Below are 19357 nucleotides of genomic sequence, written 5' to 3'. Positions count from 1 at the left end.
CTTGCGACACCATTCTCATTCTATCACAGGAGGCTTTATTTTGTTATCCTCACCACTTCCGACTACTCTATTCTCCCCAGCATAGCTGGGGGATTAGACTTTTCATTCAGAAGCAGACAAGTATCGTTCGACCGTCGAAAAAATCATAGAGACCGTACACTATCATACTTTTGCTGTAGAACTGGCTGCAAAACTTTTGGAAAATGGAATTTCAACTCCAGGTCAGTTATTAGCAAAACTTCAGGAAGAAAGAGCATCTCTCGATAATGAAGATAAAATTAAGATAATCAAGGATGGTCAAAGCAGTAAAGCCACTTATTATAGTCATATCCATACTCTATTTTCACTATATGCTTTATCCCGAAAACAGCAGGATATCATGTGCAATTTGTGTTTTCTTCCTTACACTGGTATTTCTGCCCGCATATTCGTCAAATGGCTGGAACTGCCTACCTTAAATGAAATTAACGACTTGATTGAAACTGGTTTTGTGCAGACAACTACACGTCACACAATCTCCCTGCATCCTATGATTAAGGAAATTGCCCTTTCAGAGACAAAACCATCTGTAAGTAGCTGTCACATATTACTGGATTCTTTACAGAAAATATGTTTAATGCATGAAATTGAAGTCGATTATTACAAGAAGCTGTTTCAGACAGCAGGAAACATCATAGAATTGATTGAAAAAGATGATATACCAAAATATCTACTTTTTCTGGAAAATGTTTTTCCATATATGGATAATTATAATTACCAGAAAGGTATGAAAGAAATCATTCAGGAATTAAAAAATTTTTGAAGCCTAAAGACATTGGCACCGATTCTGACCGGGCATTGTTACTGGATTTTCAGGCTACTCTTGAAATCAAGCCAGAAAAAGCAATAAAACTGGAAAAGGATGCACTTGCCCAGATAGAAAATATCACTGCTGACAATGCTCGCCTTGTTTCCAACCTTCATGTCAATCTCGGTGGACTTTACCGCATGAACGGTCATCCCGATCTTGCAAGAGAACACATGGAAAAAAGTATCTCACTGCTTGACCAATTTAACCTGCTTCATATAAATGACAGCATACCTCAGATTGCCAATTATGCAATGTTCCTGACAGAACAGCAGGAACCCGAAAGAGGAATCTCCGAATTGCAAAAATTATCCGGCATCATCAAGGAATACCATTCCGATGAATGTCTGGATTATGCCAAAGTACAGGAAACCCTTGCAACCATTTATCTGATGACCGCCAATCTTTCACACGCCAAAACACATTTTAAAAAAGCTTTCAAAATATATGAAAAGATCTGGCTGATGAGCCTGAAATGATTGAAGCAAAATATCTGGAGATTCAGGAGTTATATCCACAGATTGGATTTTCCATTGGAAAAACTCTATCCGGTCTTTTAACAAAATAAGTACAATTTACGGCGGGCAACTTGCCCGCCGTTATATTCAACTATTCGTCAAATAAATATACGCATCTTCCAAAGTGATATCATTATCCGGGACACACTTCTCATTTGGCTTTCCTTTGCTTAATATTTTCATATGAATTCCATTTTCTACATACTGCTTAGATGAAATAGAATAATTGGCTTCTAACAAACGGGCTTCTTCTGCATTTTGTACCGTACAATTCCAAACACAGCCCTTTGCATTTTCCAGCAATCCACTCACGCTTCCGGAATATAAAAAATTCCCTTTTTTCATAATGGCAAGCTGTGTACAGGTTGCTGCTAAATCTTCTACTACATGAGTGGAAAACAGCACAGTTCTATCCTTTGAAAAATCAACCAGAAGATTGCGGATCCTAATCCTTTCTTCCGGATCTAACCCAGTTGTTGGTTCATCAATAATCAAAAAATCCGGATTATTAAGAAGTGCCTGTATGAGTCCGACACGTCTCTTCATACCACCAGATAATTGCCGCATTTTTTTATTCTGATGCTCTGTAAGAGAAGTCTTTTCCAGATAATAGGTAATTCTTTGTTCGAGGTCATTTCTGGATACTCCTGACAGTCCCCCCATATATACAAGACATTCTTTCACCGTAAGATTCGGATATAAGTCGATTTCCTGTGGAAGATAACCAATCTTTTTCTGTATTTTCTCATAATTTCCCTCGTTATACAGAATTCCATCAAGGGAAACCATTCCTTCCGTTTGTTTTAAAACGGTTGTAAGAACCCTCATCAAAGTGGTTTTTCCAGCACCATTCTCACCCAAAAGTCCGTAAATTCCCTTGGGTATTTCAAGAGATGCCTTATTTACTGCAACTACACCATTTTTAAATCTAACTGTTAAATCATTTATTCTAATACTCATAATCTATCCTCTTTTCTTTAAAGCCATTGGTAATACTGCAAATAAAAACAGCCCCGCTATAAAAGACACAAGCGTTCCATAAATCCAACTCTTTGACATTAATTGAGTAGGTTCACAAAAGCTGAAAGAAAACAATCCCAGATTTCCGAAAAATGAACTTCCCGCTTTTGATATAAGTCCAATGACAATTCCAAATAAACATCCAATACCTGCCCACATATTTCGAAGCAATGTACACAAAATCACAGTGCATATACTCCAAAACCAGATAGTTCCAAACATTGCAATGAAATATAAAAGAAATATCTGAATACCCGAAATGCCTTCGTTTACACCGCCCGGTTTTTGCCAGAAAAACAAAACATATCCAACACAAGAAAGTATTAATAAATATAATATTTGAACGCCCACTCTCTGCGATATTACTTTTAACTGCTTTTTTTGATCATACAAATGAAATACATCGGCACGCTTACTTTTTACTTCCATCAAATATGTGTCACTACAAAAAATAATTGTTAAAAATGCTATTGGAGACTGAATTGCTGAACCGATTTCTTCATAGTATATAATCGGATGAATAACACACAATATCAGTATAAATGCACATGAATAAAAAATCTTATATAACGACAGGCAGTTTTTGAGTTCCGTTTTCAATGAACCCTCCTCCTTTTCCAGATTGTAACAGAAATACATACTAATATAACAGATGCGATCACAAGCATAATCTGATTTATATTTGACATTTTGGCTGCATGTGTTTCAAAAAACCTGCCAGGAAATCGCACCATAATAGAGAACGGTCTCATATAATAAATATCATTCTTCTCGGTCAGCATATTTGAATATATAATGTGTAAAAACAAAACTGGTGCTGCCGGAAGCGGATTTTTAAATATTAATGCTGTAATTGTATAGACACAACATATCATCAAAAGATTCGGCACAATATAGATCAGAGAATTCACGCAAAAATCAATTGGTGTTACCGGAAATCCCGATTCTAAAGACGTTTTCAAACACAGCATAAAGAATATAACATTCAAAATCACTAATACTCCCAGCATACTAATGAATCCGCTTATTACTTTCCCACATATATATTGGATTGCCGTAACAGGCTTTGTATGTAATAATTCATAGGTACTTTTTCGTGTATCCTGAATAAATAAAAATGATAGCAAGACTGTTGCAAAAAAGGCCATATGCAATCCTGCAAAATCCGTAAATTTTTTGGCAAAGTACCAGGAAAAAGAATGTTCGGATAATTTCCGCTCGATATAATGATTGATTTCTTCTGCTGTCCCCTTATGAATTTCAAGGTCCTCATAAGCATATATTGCGTTATAATAGCCATATTGGGATTCCAGGAACTCAGAAGCAGTCTTTACATCCATATTCTGAATTTCTTTCATTACATGATCCGCTTCCTGCCTGCTAAATCCAAAACCATTTTGGGAGGTGTCCATTAACGTCTCTTTGATCGTATCTTCCCACTCCCTTCTTCTTTCTTTATCATCAGATGTGGGAATGTACCCATCCATGACATCGGCATCTTCCAATTCTACATCATTTTGTGTGACCTGTTCATTCTGTTTGATATAATGAATTTGCAAATACGATGACAGACATTGATACATACTGGCAACTATAATAATCAAGCCAATCCACAAAACAGGGTTCTTTAAATAATCAAGTATACTTCTTTTTATGATTGTTTTCATTGTATCTCTTCCTTTCTTTATTTCTTTAACAACATCATACAAATCAATTCTCAATAAATTCACAACAAAAAAGACTAAAACCACTTTATTTGTGATTTCAGCCTTATAAAGTATTTTTATTCAGCTTTGAAAAGAGCTTCTACATGAGCACCGCCTTGTCTGGCATTATATATTTTCAAATTTCCTCCATGCTTTTCACAGAAAATACGAGAAATATACATACCAAGGCCAAAATGCTTTAAATCATCTTGTGGATTCTTATGATAAAATGGTTCTGTTACTTTTTCCTCAGTATCCACAAATCCTATTCCATCATCTTCAACAGAAATTATAAGAAAACCATCCTTTTTCTTTATCTGCAAAGCAATACTTTTTTGTGCATATCGAACCGCATTTTCCAGTAAGTTGTCTGTCACTTCCATGACAAGTTCCTCATCCACTTTCACAATGTTTTGTTCCTGCACTCTTTCTACCTTACATAATTTACTTTCCTTCTTGGACAGCATGGCAGCTTCTGCCTCAATCTTTTTTGCCAGTTCCGATAATTCTATCTCTGAGCATTGCAGTTCCCTCTGTTCTAAATGGGACATTTTTCTCATGTTTTCCGTGAAATGCTCTATACGGTCAATCTGATACATGCCTGTTTGTAAGATATCAATAACATCCTCTGTTTTTATACTCTCAGCAGAAACAAACTCTAAGAGCATTTCCTGATACCCACGCAATATGGAAAGTGGAGAACGTATATCATGTGCAATTGCATTCCGCAAAGCCTTCTCGTCATCAATCATTCGCCACATCTTTCTGTTGTTATCTGATAAATCACTTCGCATCATTTCAAATTCTTTACACAAAGTTCCCATCTCATCTTTATTTTCATAGGACACATGAAAATCCAGTTCATTATCTGCAATCATTTGTGAGGCATCTTTTAGTTCCTGTAGAGGTGTCTTTAACTTATTTTTATAAAAAAAGAATACCGCAACAACACTCCCAACAATCGAAAAAATCAGTACCGAATATGTTTCCATAAAGTCACACATTTCCGAAAGATGATGGTCCAAACGATTCATCTGTGATTGATTAGGTCTTGATGTCTCAATCTCGTATTTCTTTCCATATTGCTGAAACACGTCCGTATAATCTGCATAATCAATATATTTTTCCCATATTTTATTCTGCATATTTCTTGCAAAATGAACTGTAAATCCAGATAACAGAAATGCTGCCGTTAAGCTGATCACAAAATAAAGCAGAATTGTTTTTTTCAGTGACAAGTTTCTTATTTTTTCCATCGGTATCCAATCCCCCATACAGTTTCTATGTATTCTTTTTCTGAATAATCCGCTATTTTTTTCCTTATACGCCGTACTAATTCCGTTATCGTTCTACTGTCCCCTTCCGCATCATATCCACAGACTTGTGCATATATACGTTCTTTATCAAACACCTGCCCTGGATGCATGGATAAGAATTCAATAATCTGATATTCAATTTTTGTGAACTCCATCCTGTGTCCAGCTATAGCTACTATTTTTTCAGAATAATCAATCAGCATTTCATCCATGAAACGGTATTCCGTTTTTTGTTGATGCCTTTCTTCTCTCTTTATGTTTGTAACAATCCTCGCTTCCAACTCCCGAAGACTAAATGGTTTCGTAATATAATCATCCCCACCTGAAAGCAACCCATTAATTTTATCATCTTCGTCAACTCTTGCTGTTAGAAATAAAATTGGACATAACACTTTACTGCGTATCAGACGACATACTTCAATCCCATCCATGCGTGGCATATTGATATCCAACAAAATAATATCCGGTTTCATTTTTATTTTATTTAATGCTTCCATTCCATCTGTAGCCGTAATGGTTTCATATTGTTTCATATTAAAATAACTACAAAGCATTTTCACCAATTCTTTATCATCATCGACAACTAAAATCTTGTATTTCATCCAAACCACCTCCAGTATCCATATTATACGATAAAAAACAATGAAATCACAACAAGAGTACATGAAGAACGTAAGCACAATATATCTTTTTTCTCAATTCCTGCTCAATTTCCCCTCAATGCCTTTTTCCTCCGATCTTCGTATGCTTATCTCACAGCAGAGCAGTACCACACCGGTACGACCTGCTGAATCAATCAATACGAAAACGGAGGTATTTTTTATGCGAGAACTCAGAAACACAAAAATCATTGCTGTAGATCATGGCTACGGCAATATGAAAACAGCAAACATCGTCACACCAACCGGCATCAAAGCCTATGAAACCGAACCAATCTTCACCGGGAATATTCTGGAATATAACGGCATTTACTACCGGATTGGCGAAGGACACAAAGAATTTATCCCGGATAAAGCTATGGACGAAGAATATTATCTTCTGACGCTAATGGCTATTGCAAGGGAACTGAATGTCTTTTCCATCCGTGAAGCAGATGTTCATCTGGCTGCCGGACTCCCTCTGACATGGATCTGAACTCAAAGAGAAGCTTTTCGTTCCTATCTGCTCCAGAATCCAGAAGTCCGTTACCTTTTTAACAGCAAAGAGTATCATCTCCACTTTGTGGGATGCAGCCTTTACCCACAGGGGTATCCGGCTATCGTAAACCAACTTGGAGATTTCAAGGGAACCAATCTCCTTGCAGATATCGGAAACGGAACCATGAACATTCTGTATATCAACAATAAGAAAGCGCAGGAGAGCCGATGCTGGACAGAAAAACTTGGTGTAAACCAATGCATGATTGCTGCAAAGAACGCTGTTCTGGACAAATTCGGAGTGAAAATTGAAGAATCCACAGTAGAACAGATTCTGCGGTTTGGAACAGCTGACATTTCAGCACCATATCTGGATTGTATCAGTTCTATTGCCAGACAGTATGTGGCAGAACTTTTTTCCACGCTCCGCAAATATGAATACAATCCTGACCTGATGCGCCTGTATGTGGTTGGCGGCGGTGGATGCCTGTTCCGTAACTTCGGAACGTATGACAAATCACGAGTCACCATCATTGATGACATCTGCGCCACCGCTAAAGGTTACGAATCTCTTGCTTATATGAGCCTGAAAAGGAGGGGATAAACCATGCAGAACAATATCCGCAACACAAACCTGCGTTTTAATCTGGACAAAGAACAGCAGCGGAGAGCCTGGGAATATTTACAGACAATGGACAGGCAGGATTTTAAATCTTACAGTCAGGTAATCTCTCTTGCACTGGTAGATTATTTTGACCGCTACTACCGCACACGGGCTGATCCTTATCTGGAAACAAGAGAACGGGAAGAACTTTTTGTGAAACAGATTGTAGATGCAGTGGAAAACAGTCTGAAACAGGCATTGCCACTTTTTCTTTCCGGACTGACTGCAGGCATGGCGCAAAGGGAGCCCCAAATCAGGTAATGTCATGATGCCAAGGTCAAAAGGTCTAAATCCACATGAGCTTGCTCATAAGTGGATGAAAGGCCTTGGGACCCGCCCCAATATGAGCCTAAAAGTGGGATGACAATCCCACGATATGCGAGAGGCTCGTCCGATAACATAACGGAGAGGATCCCCAACCGCTCAATTCCCACCGTATTCCAGAAATCCGCCCCGCTGTCCGCCTTTTTCCGCTCAAAGGACACAACGCCCACCGGCCGGAGCATCCTGTGCTTCAGCACAGGCTTTAATTTTTCAGCCTTGCCCAAAAAAGAATCATTGTTTTTTACCTGTCCCATACTGTCATTTCTCCTGTTCTCCCACGCTTTCGGACATGCCGCACCGCGGCACAAACAACAGTTGAAATCCGTGAAGAGCAAATCAACATTTCCGATGCTCCTCCCAGAATGCGACTGCATCCCGCAGCCAGCCCTCTGCCGCAGTATCTATCCCCAGGCCAAAGCCATGACCCAGCTTATCATACATGACGATATCGACATTTTCCTGCCCCAGCGCTTTCCTGATGTCCGGGATGATCTTCTCCACGGCCGCAAAACCGGTAGGGTCATCCCGCCCGACCCTGGAAAATATAGCAAGCCCCTTGTCCTCCTCGTGAACCTTAAGCTCCCAGTGCAGGCCATAGATGGGGAAGATGGCGGCGGGCCTTGGCAGATTATGTTTATGGCAGCAGTCCTTATAATCAGAAAATGCGTAGGCTGTCGTCATCAGGCCTCCAGCGGAGAACCCGAACATACCAAAGCCGTCCATCGTATAGCCGTACTCTGCCTGATGCCCTATCAGATACCTTACCGCCGGCAGCACATCCTTGGATGCCTCCCCGCCCTTGGCCTGCGGTTCGGTTCATGCAGCTCCACATTCACACGGTAGACCAGCACAAACGCACTGTATCCCCTCCTGTGCAGCTCCATGGCTGCCGGGATGCTCTCCAAATAAGAGGCTACGCCGTCAAACCCGCCGCCCGCAATCAGCACAGCCACGGGCTTCCCTGGCTCCCCCTGGAACAGGATCCCCTGTACCTTTCCCTTGTCGGGATCACGCCTTACCTCATCCTCCGCATAAAGCCCGCTGATGAAATGCACCTTTTTCAGCCCTTTCTGCTCCACGACATAGTTGAAACCATCCACGATGCTCTGCGCCTGTGCGGGCTGCCCGATAAGATTGCACAAACCATGGACGCTCATGCCTGACATGGCATATATTTCCTTTGGCGACCCGGTCTTCATAAAAAGCTCCGGCCTGCCCTCCCATACGGGATGCTGCAGGAAGAACGCAATCTTGTCATTGATCGTAGCCCTGCGGAACCCTCCCGCGACATTGTAAAACTCCGATTCCTTTACCTTCGGCATATGCTTGACGCCTAAGATTGCCGGCCAGAACAGCCCTTTGTACTTACCCATGTTTTTTTCCTCCTTATCTATTTCAGAACGGTCTCGGAAACTCCATAAAACCCGAATCTCCGCTCTTTTTGTACTTGTTACTTTTTTCGTTTCCTCCCATTTTCAGAGAGGGATTTTAAATTTTTTCAGCAAATTTCCAAAAAACTATTGTCATTTCTCGTGAATTGTGCGCCATTCACTACACGTTGATATTCCACTCCTTTTGCGGTTTACCAGTGCCAAAAGACATGATTCTGTCAGTTTTCTGGTAGCTTTCCATGAATTTGAAAAACACATGCCCGACCTGCACATATCAAATATGTGCCTTGATTCTGCCATGGATAACTATCCAACATATAAGCGGACTCTTTCCCCAATAGCGTTTGTTTCAGCTCTCATTCAAGATGGCTGCTTACCATGTCTTTTTTTACTGCAGCTCTTCTAAACATCATCTCCTCCGCTCGCAAACCACTGTATTACTGATTTGCTGGAATACTCTCTGAATTATATCAATTATTTATTGAGTTTCCGAGACTACTCTGCGAATAATTGGGAGGATTGTGGGAGTGCAAAGCACGGAACAATCCGTAGGCATCATAGTTGGGGGCTTTTGACCCCAACATCTTTAAAAAAGGTCAGATGTTTTATAATTTTATAAAACACTTGACCTCTCAAAATTCACTCTTCCTGTTCTTGAAAAAATTATTTCCGATGTGCCTCCCAGAATTCCACTGCCTCTTCAAACCAATGAGGTACTATGGTATTGGAACCAATACCAAATCCATGTCCGAGATTATCGTAAATCCGTACAGACACATTGTCCTCACCCAACACGGATTTCAATTGCGGAAGTCTCTTCTCTACATTTCCGAATCCGTATTCATCCTCGCGCCCTGCGATGGAAAATACCGCCAGTCCCTTATCCTGCTCAAGCGCTTTCACATTCCAGTCCAGACCATACATCGGGAAAATCACTTTCGGTCTCGGCAGTTTTACTTTGTGACAGCAGTCCTCGTAATTTGCGAAGGAATATGCCGTAGTCATCATGCCGCCTGCCGAGAAACCGAATATCGCATAGTCATCCATATCCACAGACAGTTCCTGCTCATGCTCCTTCAGATAACGGATTACCTGCACCAGCTCCCTGACCGCTGCCTGCCCCTGTTTTTCATGTTCCGTTTCTCCCAGCTGTTTGCCAATCGGGTAACTGATTACCAATACGGAGTACCCCAACTTGTGTAATTTCATTGCCACGGGATATCCCTCGCAGTCCGTCACATTACTGATAAATCCACCTCCGGGAACGACCACCGCCAACGGTTTTCCTTGCTTTCCTTTGTAAAACATTCCGGTCAAATGAGACTGATATGGATTCTGTTCTATCATTTCTTTCGAGTTAATATCGGAAATCAACTGCGCCTCTCCACTTTCCACAAGCCGGGTCAGGTAATTAAAAGCCTCCAGTGCATTTTCCATCTGATCACTTCTGCCCTGCGCTTTTAGAAAATCTGCATATTTTGCCGGGGCAATCGCTTTTAACACGTTATCCTCAACATTAAAAAACATATGCTTATAGCCGCCAAACACCGGATGCTGCATAAAAAATGCCATTTTATCATCTTTTTCCGCTTTCCGGAATGTTCCGTCTGCCTGATAATAATCTTTCTTTTTTATATTCGGAAAACCGCCGATGCCAAACAGTGCCGGCAGAAACATCGCATTTTTCTTATAAACATACCCCACAAAGCCGACTGCTAAAATGAGCAGCACGAGCATTATCATTGCCAGAATTTTCATATGTTCTTTTCCTCCTTATCTCTTGCCCAAAATTGTCCTGCGTGCGCCACTGCCGTAAAATCTTCCGGCTTTACCGGAGCATCACATATCACTCTCACATAGCGGAAACCATGATATGTAAAATGCGGTCTGTACTCTGCGGGTTTCCCGTTAGATATATATACATCCGTCTGTGTATGACCTGTCATGTCAGCACCAGCTATATTATTAAAATAATTCCCCTGAGAATCCTTGGTCTCAAAGTGATCTAGTATCAACTTTGTTCCTGCGGGCAAATCCACCTTTACCCGCAGTACACCTGCCAGATTCTGACCGAAATCGATAATGGTCTCTCCCTTTGGGCTTACCTCCATACCGACCGCCTCCACTTCTTTCACCGGCCGCACAGGTTCACCATACTGTACCATCGGCAACTTTCAACTTATCGTCAGAGAGAACTGTCTCAAATGTGCCGTCTTCATACTCAATTCTCGTTTCAAACAACACTGCGCACTCCACTCCCTTTTCATAAAACCTGTTTCAAAGGAGGATGTGGCGGTGGCGGTATCACCGGTGTTATCCGTCGCTGTGGTTGTTTACTTTTAATCTTGACAGTTCCATCGCATTCTCCTTCAATATGTTACTTATTGCTGCGCGCTGCGATTGCCGTGTGCATTTCCTCTACTGCTTTTTTATCCAACGTATACTGTGTACCAAAAAGAATCGCCCCTGCGGCAGTCAGGATAGTCGGAAGTATCAGTACGCAGAGGATAATTCCTGTATTGATACTCTCCGGCTGGGCAACCGAGCCGGTAACAAAACCTGTAGCTGCCAATACATACCCCGGAATCGCTCCTCCGAGTCCCTGCGCCACTTTTGTAATAAAAGATGTAAGCGATGCGATCGCCGCTTCTGCACGTTTTCCGGTTTTATACTGCACGTAAGTAGTATTATCTGCCTGTATACTGGTTGTCAGCGGTGCTATACATCCGCCTGCCACACCTCCTGCCACTGTACTAATATAGATCAAAAGCATAGATCTCACATCAATCAAACGCAGTGCGGAAAACAGGATGGATACGACGATTGCCATTACAAAAATCTGTTTCTTTCCAAACCGGTTTGCCAGAATTGGTCCAAGGAAAATTCCCACCAGAGCAGTTATCATTGAAACAAGTGACACCCCTGACATAAGCGTCATATCACCCAATATATATGTGTAAAAATAAGCGCCGGCTCCTCCTGCTATATTACTGCCCACCCCGACTACCAGTGCCACTAAAAACAGTGCCCAGACAGGTTTATACCGCAAAAACTGTAACAATTCCCTGAATGTATAACTTTCTTCTTTTTTTCCTTCAAAAGCTACTCTTTCCTTTACACAAAGAGCCCCTGCAATAGATAAAACCAACACCATGGCCATGGAACCGAAAATTAACACGTAATAGTTCTGTAACGTTCCTTCCGCCACAAGAATCGGTGCTGCCACAGCCAGTACCGCGCTACCTATCATTGTTCCCAACGCGTTGAAAAGTGACAAACTGTTTCTCTCCTTGTCATCCGCGCTCATGACCGGGAGCAAACTGTTCTTGGAGATATCCATAATATCAAACGTCCAGCCCAGCAGCAGATACGTCACATACACAATCACATATTTTCCGACCGGAATCCAGACTGCGCCAAACCACAGTAAAATATAATTTATAACACAGATGATTGTTCCCAGAATAATCATAGGGCGAAATTTTCCCATTTTTGTTACCGGAAATTTGTCCAGAAAATATCCCATAATCGGGTCGCTGATTCCATCCACCACCTTGGATATTAAAAACAGGGTCGCCAGTGCTGCCGGTTCCAGACCAACCACATTCGTATAGTAAATCATAAAGAATCCTGACAATAATCCCATCAGTGGAATATTTCCCGCACATACCATAAATAAGCCCATTTTTTCCACGATACTAACCTTTTGTTTTTTACTCTTCTCACTCATTTGTTCTCTCCTCGTTAATATTGTGATAATGCTGTATTCAACATCTCTGTCTGCCCTTCATCCATCGGTCCGGAAAACATCTCCGCCACCTGTCGAAACGACAGTCCATAGACCGCATCCGGTATCATATCCACCTCGGTCATCGTCGACAAAAATGCCCGTATCTGCGGATGGTTCAGCAAATCTTCCAGCTTTGACTCCACGCTGTATATTTTCTTTAACTTCTCAGTTGCCTCATATACGACTTCATAGTTTCCTGCAGTGATATAACAAATACCGTTCACCACTGTTGCGAATAGTGGATTTGTCTTATCTTCAAACAGAATCTCCGGAGCATGCGGCAATCGCACCTCGCCTTCTCCGCCAAACGGAATCGTAATTTTGATTCTAATCCTGTTATCCTCCATAATTTCCCAGCTGCATGCATACTGTCCGACGGCCGAATCATACACTGCCTCTGCCCTTCTCAAATCATAATGGACATTCGGACAAATTGCAATCCTTCTTCCTCCCGGAGATTCTTCCAAAAGATGGATTCCTCCCACATGGCGGAACATCCATTCCAGAATCGCCCCGTAAGAATAATGGTTGAGACTGTTCATTCCGGTACTGGATATCTTACCGTCTTCATCCAGTGAATTCCATCGTTCCCAGACTGTGGTGGCTCCCAGTTTCACTTCGTGCAGCCACCCCGGATACTCCTCGTTCAAAAGCAGGCGGTAGGCGGTATCCGTCATTCCGTTATCGGTCAACACATTGCACAAAAGAGAGGTTCCCACAAATCCGGTATTCAATTTGTTTCTGCTCTCGCGGAAAAGTTTCTTTAACATCTCTCTGGTCAGCTCTTCGTCCTCTGACAAATGATATTTCAGAGCCAGCAGAAGACCCGTCTGTGTCTTTTCCGCGCATCTTCCGGTCGGGGTAAAATATTCTTCTTTTACCACACGCCATTGTTTTTCGGCGATTTCCCGATATTGTTTTTCCTCTTCCTTTCGCCCGAGAACCGCCGCTGCCTTCGCTGTAAGCTCCGCGCTTGCCGCATAATAAATATCCGCAATATAGCCTTCATCGGTCGCTCCGTATACATTTCCCGCCGCGGCTCCCACCCGGTCAAGCGCCAGCCAGTCTCCGTAATGGAAGGAATGTCTCCATCCGTGGTGCTCTCCGTCCACCTTACGGATATAGTCCACCCAAGCCTTCATACTGTCAAACTGCTGTTCCAATATGGCAGCATCCCCGCTGAACAGATAGACATTCCACGGAACGATACAGGCCGCATCGCCCCATGCACAGGAACATTTCGACGGACCGAAGGTCGGCACCACCTCCGGAACCATCCCTCCGGCAATCAGCTGTTCCTTATACAAATCGTACAGATATTTTCTGTAAAATGCATAGGTATCCGCCAGATAACATGCCGTACCCGAAAACACCTGTGTGTCGCCTGTCCATCCCATGCGCTCATCTCTCTGCGGACAGTCTGTCGGCACATCTAAGAAATTATCCTTCATGCCCCATTCCACATTGGAAATCAACTGATTTACCAGTTCATTTCCTGTCTGTATACTACCGGTACCTTCGTAATCACTGTAGAGTGCCATTCCCGTAAAATCTTCACAGGAGACATTGGTTACCCCGCTGATTTTTACATACCGGTATCCGTAAAATGTAAAATGCGGAACAATGTCTTTTTCTTCCCCGTCAGAGATATACACATATTCCGACAAAGCGGTTCTTAAGTTTTCGTTATAAAAACATCCGTCCTGCAGGATTTCGCCTGTCTGGATTCTGATTTCTTTTCCTTTCGGCTCATGGACATGAAGTTTGAAAATCCCGGTAATCTCCTGCCCTAAGTCAAACACCCATTCATCCTTCGGGGTGTGAATCAGTTCCTTCGGTGTAAACTGTTCATGCACAGTCACCGGAAGGGACAGCCGCTCCGTCAGTCGCCCCTGCGGCGCCTCCGCAAGCTGCGCGCTGACAGGTTCGACAGGTTCCAAGGTATCATCCCGTTTCTCCCCGTCATATATATTGGAAAAAAACAGATTGCTCCTTGTCACTTCCCATGTGTCATCCGTGCCGATTATCTCTTGTGTGCCATCCTCATATTCCAGATGCACCTCTACCAGCAGTTTCCACTCGTCGCCGTAAAATCCTTTCTGTTCTGTCTGATTGAGCCCGAACCTCCCTTTGTACCACCCATTCCCCAAAAGAACGGACAACACACCTTCGCGCTGCATCTGCGCGGTCACATCATACGTCTGATACTGTAACCACTGATTGTAGTTATTGCAGTACGGGGTCAGATATTCTTCCCCAATTTTCGCGGATTTTAAAATATCTGTTTCGGTTTTCTCTCCATCCGTAAAATATGCCTCATAAAGCCCCAGTCCGCAGAGATAGAGACGGGCTTTTTTTACCTTTCCACGGGGAATGATTCGCTTTGAGAAAATGGGATGGCGTTCCATCCTGCTGTCGCAGGTAATCCATTTTCCCACCCACGGCTCGTCCCTCTTTGCCGTCTCAAAGAACTGTACGTCGGACTCCAGCACTTCGTCTGCGTCCGTAGTAACGATTACCTTCCAGTAATATCTGGTACAAGGCTCCAGATTCATCTCCGCTTTTACAGCCAGACTGTCGAGCTTTGCCTCCCCGGTGTCCCAAAGAACATCCGCGAAGGTTTCATCCTTTGCCACAAGGATTCTGGCACATCTCTGGTTCTTTCCCCTGCATTCTCTGACCTTCCACGAAAAAACCACCGGATTCAGTAAAAATCCCACCGGATTCGTGATATGATTTGTTTTTGCTGCGTAAATCTGATTCATATTGCCGTTTTCTAAGCTCCTTCCTTTTTTCATTGTGTACACTGTAATTCGAGTATAATGGATTTGCCTCATAAAATCATTTACGGAATTTCATCATTTTACCTACCAAGCTTAAGATTTCAGCTCTTTGTTTACCTGTAAATCAATTCTTTCAACACAATCTCTTCTGCCATATTACGAATACCATTTACCGCTACCTCATCCTCAATTATCCTATTGTGCAAGTAAACAATTCAGCTGCCCGATCAGCTGTTCCACCTGCTCTCCCGGCATCTGCCCCAGCAGAGATTTCAGCGGCATTTCCCGGATAACTTGCTCTCCCAGCTTCTTGTATTCGTCACTCATCCCTTCTGCTGATGCGGCCGCTGCTGCCAAAGGCGCCAGCAGTTCCGTAATAACGGGAGCGGTTTTCGTATGATCCAATAATTCTCCGAACGTTGTTGTGAAATCTACGCGAAGGGGCAATTTTTTCTTTATTTCAAACACAACATCAGCATGTAAGCGGATGTCATCAGAAGCATGGCCGATCAGGATCCGATATGTTCCGGATGGCGCATACCAGTCCCCAAGACGTTCTTCATAATAGGATAGATTCCTCGCCGAAATTTCCATCGACACCGTTTTCTCCTCTCCCGGCAGGAGATGAACTTTGGCAAATCCTTTCAATTCCTTGACCGGTCTCTCCGATATGCCGCACAGGTCAGCCACGTACAACTGTACGACTTCTTTTCCTTCTGTCTTTCCTGAATTTTTCACCTTGAGAGAGACTGTCAGTATATCCTCACCCGTCATTTGAGCCGATGACAAAGTCAGGTCCCCATAAGTAAATTCCGTGTAAGACAGCCCATGTCCGAATGCATACCGCACCGGAACCTTCTTTGTATCATAATAACGGTATCCGACAAAGATATCCTCGCCATATAACACCCGCTTTCCATTTCCCGGAAAATGAAGGAAGCTCGGATTATCTTCCAGCCGGTACGGGAATGTCTCTGCCAGCCTGCCGGACGGATTTGCTTCCCCGAATAACAGCCGGTCGCAGGCTTCGCCAACGCCCTGACCTCCTAGATACATTTCAAGGATCGCGCTTACCCGGTCTGCCCATGGCAGTTCTACCGGACTTCCATTGTGGAGTACCACTACAACATTAGGCTGTACTTTCAACACTTCTTCGATCAGCCGGTCCTGGCATTTTGGCAGCTTCATGGATGTTCTGTCATACCCTTCCGACTCAAATATCTCAGGCAGCCCGGCAAAGATTACCGCGACGTCTGCTTCTGCAGCAGTCCGAAGCGCTTTTTCCAGCTCTTGTTCCGTCATCGAGTCATTTTCGTTAGAAAATCCTTTTGCATAAGTCACGCTACGCCCTTTTTCTCCGGCAGCATCCAATGCCGAAACAACCCTGAACGGATTGATATGGCTGGAGCCGCCGCCCTGATACCGCGGCTTTTCGGCAAATTCCCCTATATAGGCAACCTTTCTGTCTGTATTCAGCGGAAGTATACCGTTATTTTCCAGCAGGACCGCACATTCCGTCTCAATATCAGCTGCTTTTTTATGATCTGTTTCCTTATCAGATATATCTTCCGGACGATGCTGCTCTTCACCGGCAAACACAACATTCAATACCCGCTCCACCGCTTCATCCAGCACAGCTTCGTCCAGTCTTCCCTCCTGTACTGCTTTCACAATCTGTCTGTCATTGTATCCTCCGGAATAAGGCATCTCCAGATCCAGTCCGGCCTGCAGTCCTTTCACACGGTTATTTACAGCGCCCCAGTCACTGACGACGCAGCCTTTGTATCCCCATTCTTTTCTCAGGATATCTGTCAGAAGATATCTGTTTTCCGAAGCATATTCTCCATTTATTTTGTTGTAGCTACACATGACGGTTCTTGGAGCTGATTCTTTCACCGCTTCCTCAAACGCAGGCAGGTAGATTTCCCTGAGCGCACGTTCTGACACTTCGGAAGATATCGTCATACGGAGTGTTTCCTGGTTATTCAGTGCGAAGTGCTTAATGCTTGTCCCCACGCCCTGACTCTGTACTCCGCGGATATATGCCGATGCCATCCTACCTGCCAGATATGGATCCTCCGACAGATACTCAAAGTTCCGCCCACATAACGGGCTCCTTTTAATATTCACCGCCGGGCCAAGCAGTATGCTTACATTCTCGGCCTGACACTCCGCTCCCAGCGTCTCTCCCATCCGTTCCATCAGGTCAACATCAAAGCTGGAGGCTGTTGCACAGGCTGCCGGGAAACAAACGGCCTTCACACTTTCATTCAATCCCAGATGATCCGTTTCCCCTTCCTGCTTTCTCAGTCCGTGAGGGCCGTCCACCATCATAACTGACGGAATGTTCAGTCGTTTGATTTCTTTCGTATGCCAGTTATCAGCGCCCGAGCAGAGACTTGCCTTCTCTTCCAGCGTCATTTTTGAAATCAGTTCCTTTATTCTGTCCATCGCAAAAGTCCTCCTTTCTTTTCTTAATACTGATTGATCATCTGTGCCTCTGCTTCTTCACGGCTGATCTCACCATTATTGCATTTTGCCATCAGCTGGACATCATGGTCATTAAGCTTGTAAAGACGAAGTATAAGCAGAGTGCAAATACCCCCGATAATGCTGCCAAGACAGCTGAATGTCCATAATTTATCGGCAAATCCTGCCGCCTGAACAACGCCTTCTCCCTCTCGGAAGCCGATTATAGTTAACGCAAACACACTGACTGCTGTTGCGATCGCTCCACTTAATTTTGTAAAAAATGTCTGCGCCGCAAACGTTACACCACGCATTTTTAATCCTGTCTTGTACTGTCCATACTCGTAGCAGTCCGGCGTAAACTGATACTGCAGTATAACTGCTATTCCCAGCGGAATTCCTCCTAAGGCATTTAAAATCACATACACCATCATATTCTCATACCCGGCTATGAATCTTACAATTCCCAGAAGTAACGCGAAAATATATGAAATATAGAAGACTTTAAATTTATCATATTTTTTGCATAATTCTACTGCCATAACCGCACCGATTAAGGTCGGAATAATTACCGCCATCGAAACATATGAGGCAGCTTCTTCACCGCCAAGGCAGTACCGGGCAACGTATAAGCCCCAATTTGCACCAACATTAAGCAGGCTGCTGATGAGCGGAGCCGCAAAGAAAAGCAATAAATATTTGTTCTTCCGCAGACATTCTACCATATCTCGCAATGTATAACTTTCTTCTGCCCCGTCATTCTGGACTCTTTCTTTTTCAATTACTCTCTCCCTTGCGAACAGACAAATCGGAATCATCATAACACATGACAAAAGAGATAACACAATTACTGTTGTTGACCAGCCGCCTAACCGCTGCCGTACCAACGGCAGGGCAATTCCTGTAACAATACCTGCAAAAATAGCAAACAATCTTCCTATGCTGTTTAGTGAAACACGTTCCTTCTGGTCTATTGTCATCGTGGTAACAATACCAAAAATCGGTACATCGCAAAGGGTATAGGCTGTATCCCATAACATATAAGCAAGTGTTGCCCATATGATTTTAGCCGTCATGGAAATCCCGGTAGGTATTATAAAAAGAAGAATAGTTGCCACCGGAATCGCTATGACAGATATTCGAAGCCACGGCAGGAATTTCCCTTTCTTAAAATTCACCTTATCCATGATCATACCGAAGATCGGATCGTTGATGGCATCCCACACTTTCGTGATAAGCGCCACGATCGCAACCAATGCTGCCGTTATGCCGATATCTGTAAAATATGTAGTCATATATCCTACCAGTCCATAGAATACATTCTGTCCCATAAAATACAAACCATAACTGATTTTTTCTCTTTTTGTAACTGAATTTTCCATTTCGTTATCCG

At 43.1% G+C, this 19357-nt stretch carries 15 protein-coding genes and 2 pseudogenes; 3 read left to right on the top strand and 14 right to left on the bottom strand.

Translation table 11 applies throughout. The features are described 5' to 3' along the window. Window positions 1-100: 100 nt before the first annotated feature. A pseudogene (locus tag DXA55_RS19280) lies at window positions 101-1415 on the top strand (tetratricopeptide repeat protein); the annotation flags it as partial. A gap of 37 nt (window positions 1416-1452) precedes the next feature. On the opposite strand, the gene DXA55_RS09090 reads toward DXA55_RS19280, so the two are convergent. From DXA55_RS09090 to DXA55_RS09070, 5 genes are all read right to left on the bottom strand, one after another. After that, window positions 1453-2325, bottom strand: a complete 873-nt coding sequence (locus tag DXA55_RS09090; RefSeq protein ID WP_117813829.1) for an ATP-binding cassette domain-containing protein — start codon at window positions 2323-2325, stop codon at window positions 1453-1455. 3 nt (window positions 2326-2328) lie between these two features. Beyond that, a complete protein-coding gene (locus tag DXA55_RS09085; RefSeq protein WP_242998439.1) occupies window positions 2329-2985 on the bottom strand; it encodes a transporter in 657 nt (218 codons plus the stop codon). After that, the gene (locus tag DXA55_RS09080; RefSeq protein WP_117813827.1) at window positions 2982-4052 is read right to left on the bottom strand and encodes an ABC transporter permease subunit; all 1071 of its coding nucleotides are present in this window, start codon (window positions 4050-4052) and stop codon (window positions 2982-2984) included. Before DXA55_RS09080 ends, DXA55_RS09085 begins: the two co-directional genes overlap by 4 nt. Window positions 4053-4168: 116 nt before the next feature. After that, window positions 4169-5347 (bottom strand): sensor histidine kinase, encoded by a 1179-nt coding sequence (locus DXA55_RS09075; RefSeq protein WP_117813825.1) that lies wholly within the window; start codon window positions 5345-5347, stop codon window positions 4169-4171. Further along, entirely contained in the window at window positions 5335-6009 is a 675-nt protein-coding gene (locus DXA55_RS09070) for a response regulator transcription factor (RefSeq protein ID WP_014080778.1), read from the bottom strand. Before DXA55_RS09070 ends, DXA55_RS09075 begins: the two co-directional genes overlap by 13 nt. Window positions 6010-6229: 220 nt before the next feature. Here DXA55_RS09070 and DXA55_RS19275 point away from each other — a divergent pair. Both DXA55_RS19275 and DXA55_RS09060 read left to right on the top strand, forming a co-directional pair. Continuing rightward, a pseudogene (locus DXA55_RS19275) lies at window positions 6230-7147 on the top strand (ParM/StbA family protein). 3 nt (window positions 7148-7150) lie between these two features. Continuing rightward, window positions 7151-7468 carry a hypothetical protein gene (locus DXA55_RS09060; RefSeq protein WP_010782300.1) on the top strand — a complete coding sequence of 106 codons (318 nt, stop codon included), beginning with the start codon at window positions 7151-7153 and terminating at the stop codon, window positions 7466-7468. Between the two features lie 2 nt (window positions 7469-7470). Here the strand turns inward: DXA55_RS09060 and DXA55_RS17070 are convergent, their stop codons facing one another. The 9 genes from DXA55_RS17070 to DXA55_RS09015 all read right to left on the bottom strand — a co-directional run bounded on the left by DXA55_RS17070 (window position 7471) and on the right by DXA55_RS09015 (window position 19346). After that, entirely contained in the window at window positions 7471-7785 is a 315-nt protein-coding gene (locus DXA55_RS17070; protein WP_010782299.1) for a hypothetical protein, read from the bottom strand. Between the two features lie 82 nt (window positions 7786-7867). Next, window positions 7868-8308, bottom strand: coding sequence for an alpha/beta hydrolase (locus DXA55_RS09055; RefSeq protein ID WP_117813823.1), 441 nt, complete (start codon window positions 8306-8308; stop codon window positions 7868-7870). Beyond that, window positions 8293-8904 carry a hypothetical protein gene (locus DXA55_RS09050; RefSeq protein WP_117813821.1) on the bottom strand — a complete coding sequence of 204 codons (612 nt, stop codon included), beginning with the start codon at window positions 8902-8904 and terminating at the stop codon, window positions 8293-8295. Before DXA55_RS09050 ends, DXA55_RS09055 begins: the two co-directional genes overlap by 16 nt. Window positions 8905-9585: 681 nt before the next feature. Beyond that, a complete protein-coding gene (locus DXA55_RS09040) occupies window positions 9586-10680 on the bottom strand; it encodes an alpha/beta hydrolase (RefSeq protein ID WP_055267539.1) in 1095 nt (364 codons plus the stop codon). Beyond that, window positions 10677-11033: a family 78 glycoside hydrolase catalytic domain gene (locus tag DXA55_RS09035; RefSeq protein WP_010782296.1), complete on the bottom strand. Its 357-nt coding sequence runs from the start codon at window positions 11031-11033 to the stop codon at window positions 10677-10679. The genes DXA55_RS09040 and DXA55_RS09035 overlap by 4 nt, the downstream gene beginning before the upstream one ends. Before the next feature lie 266 nt (window positions 11034-11299). Further along, on the bottom strand, window positions 11300-12652 hold the full coding sequence (locus DXA55_RS09030; RefSeq protein WP_055267537.1) for an MFS transporter: 1353 nt from the start codon (window positions 12650-12652) through the stop codon (window positions 11300-11302). A 14-nt stretch (window positions 12653-12666) separates the two neighbouring features. Next, window positions 12667-15477 carry an alpha-L-rhamnosidase gene (locus tag DXA55_RS09025; protein ID WP_055267552.1) on the bottom strand — a complete coding sequence of 937 codons (2811 nt, stop codon included), beginning with the start codon at window positions 15475-15477 and terminating at the stop codon, window positions 12667-12669. A gap of 213 nt (window positions 15478-15690) precedes the next feature. After that, the gene (locus DXA55_RS09020) at window positions 15691-17946 is read right to left on the bottom strand and encodes a beta-glucosidase (RefSeq protein ID WP_117813819.1); all 2256 of its coding nucleotides are present in this window, start codon (window positions 17944-17946) and stop codon (window positions 15691-15693) included. 23 nt (window positions 17947-17969) lie between these two features. Further along, a complete protein-coding gene (locus DXA55_RS09015) occupies window positions 17970-19346 on the bottom strand; it encodes an MFS transporter (protein ID WP_117509310.1) in 1377 nt (458 codons plus the stop codon). Window positions 19347-19357: the final 11 nt, after the last annotated feature.

The organism is Blautia sp. OF03-13 (assembly GCF_003460685.1).
In the GTDB taxonomy this organism is placed as follows: domain Bacteria; phylum Bacillota; class Clostridia; order Lachnospirales; family Lachnospiraceae; genus Fusicatenibacter; species Fusicatenibacter saccharivorans.
Note: the sequence above shows the minus strand (reverse complement) of the source record. Positions and strands in the feature narration are given on the sequence as shown.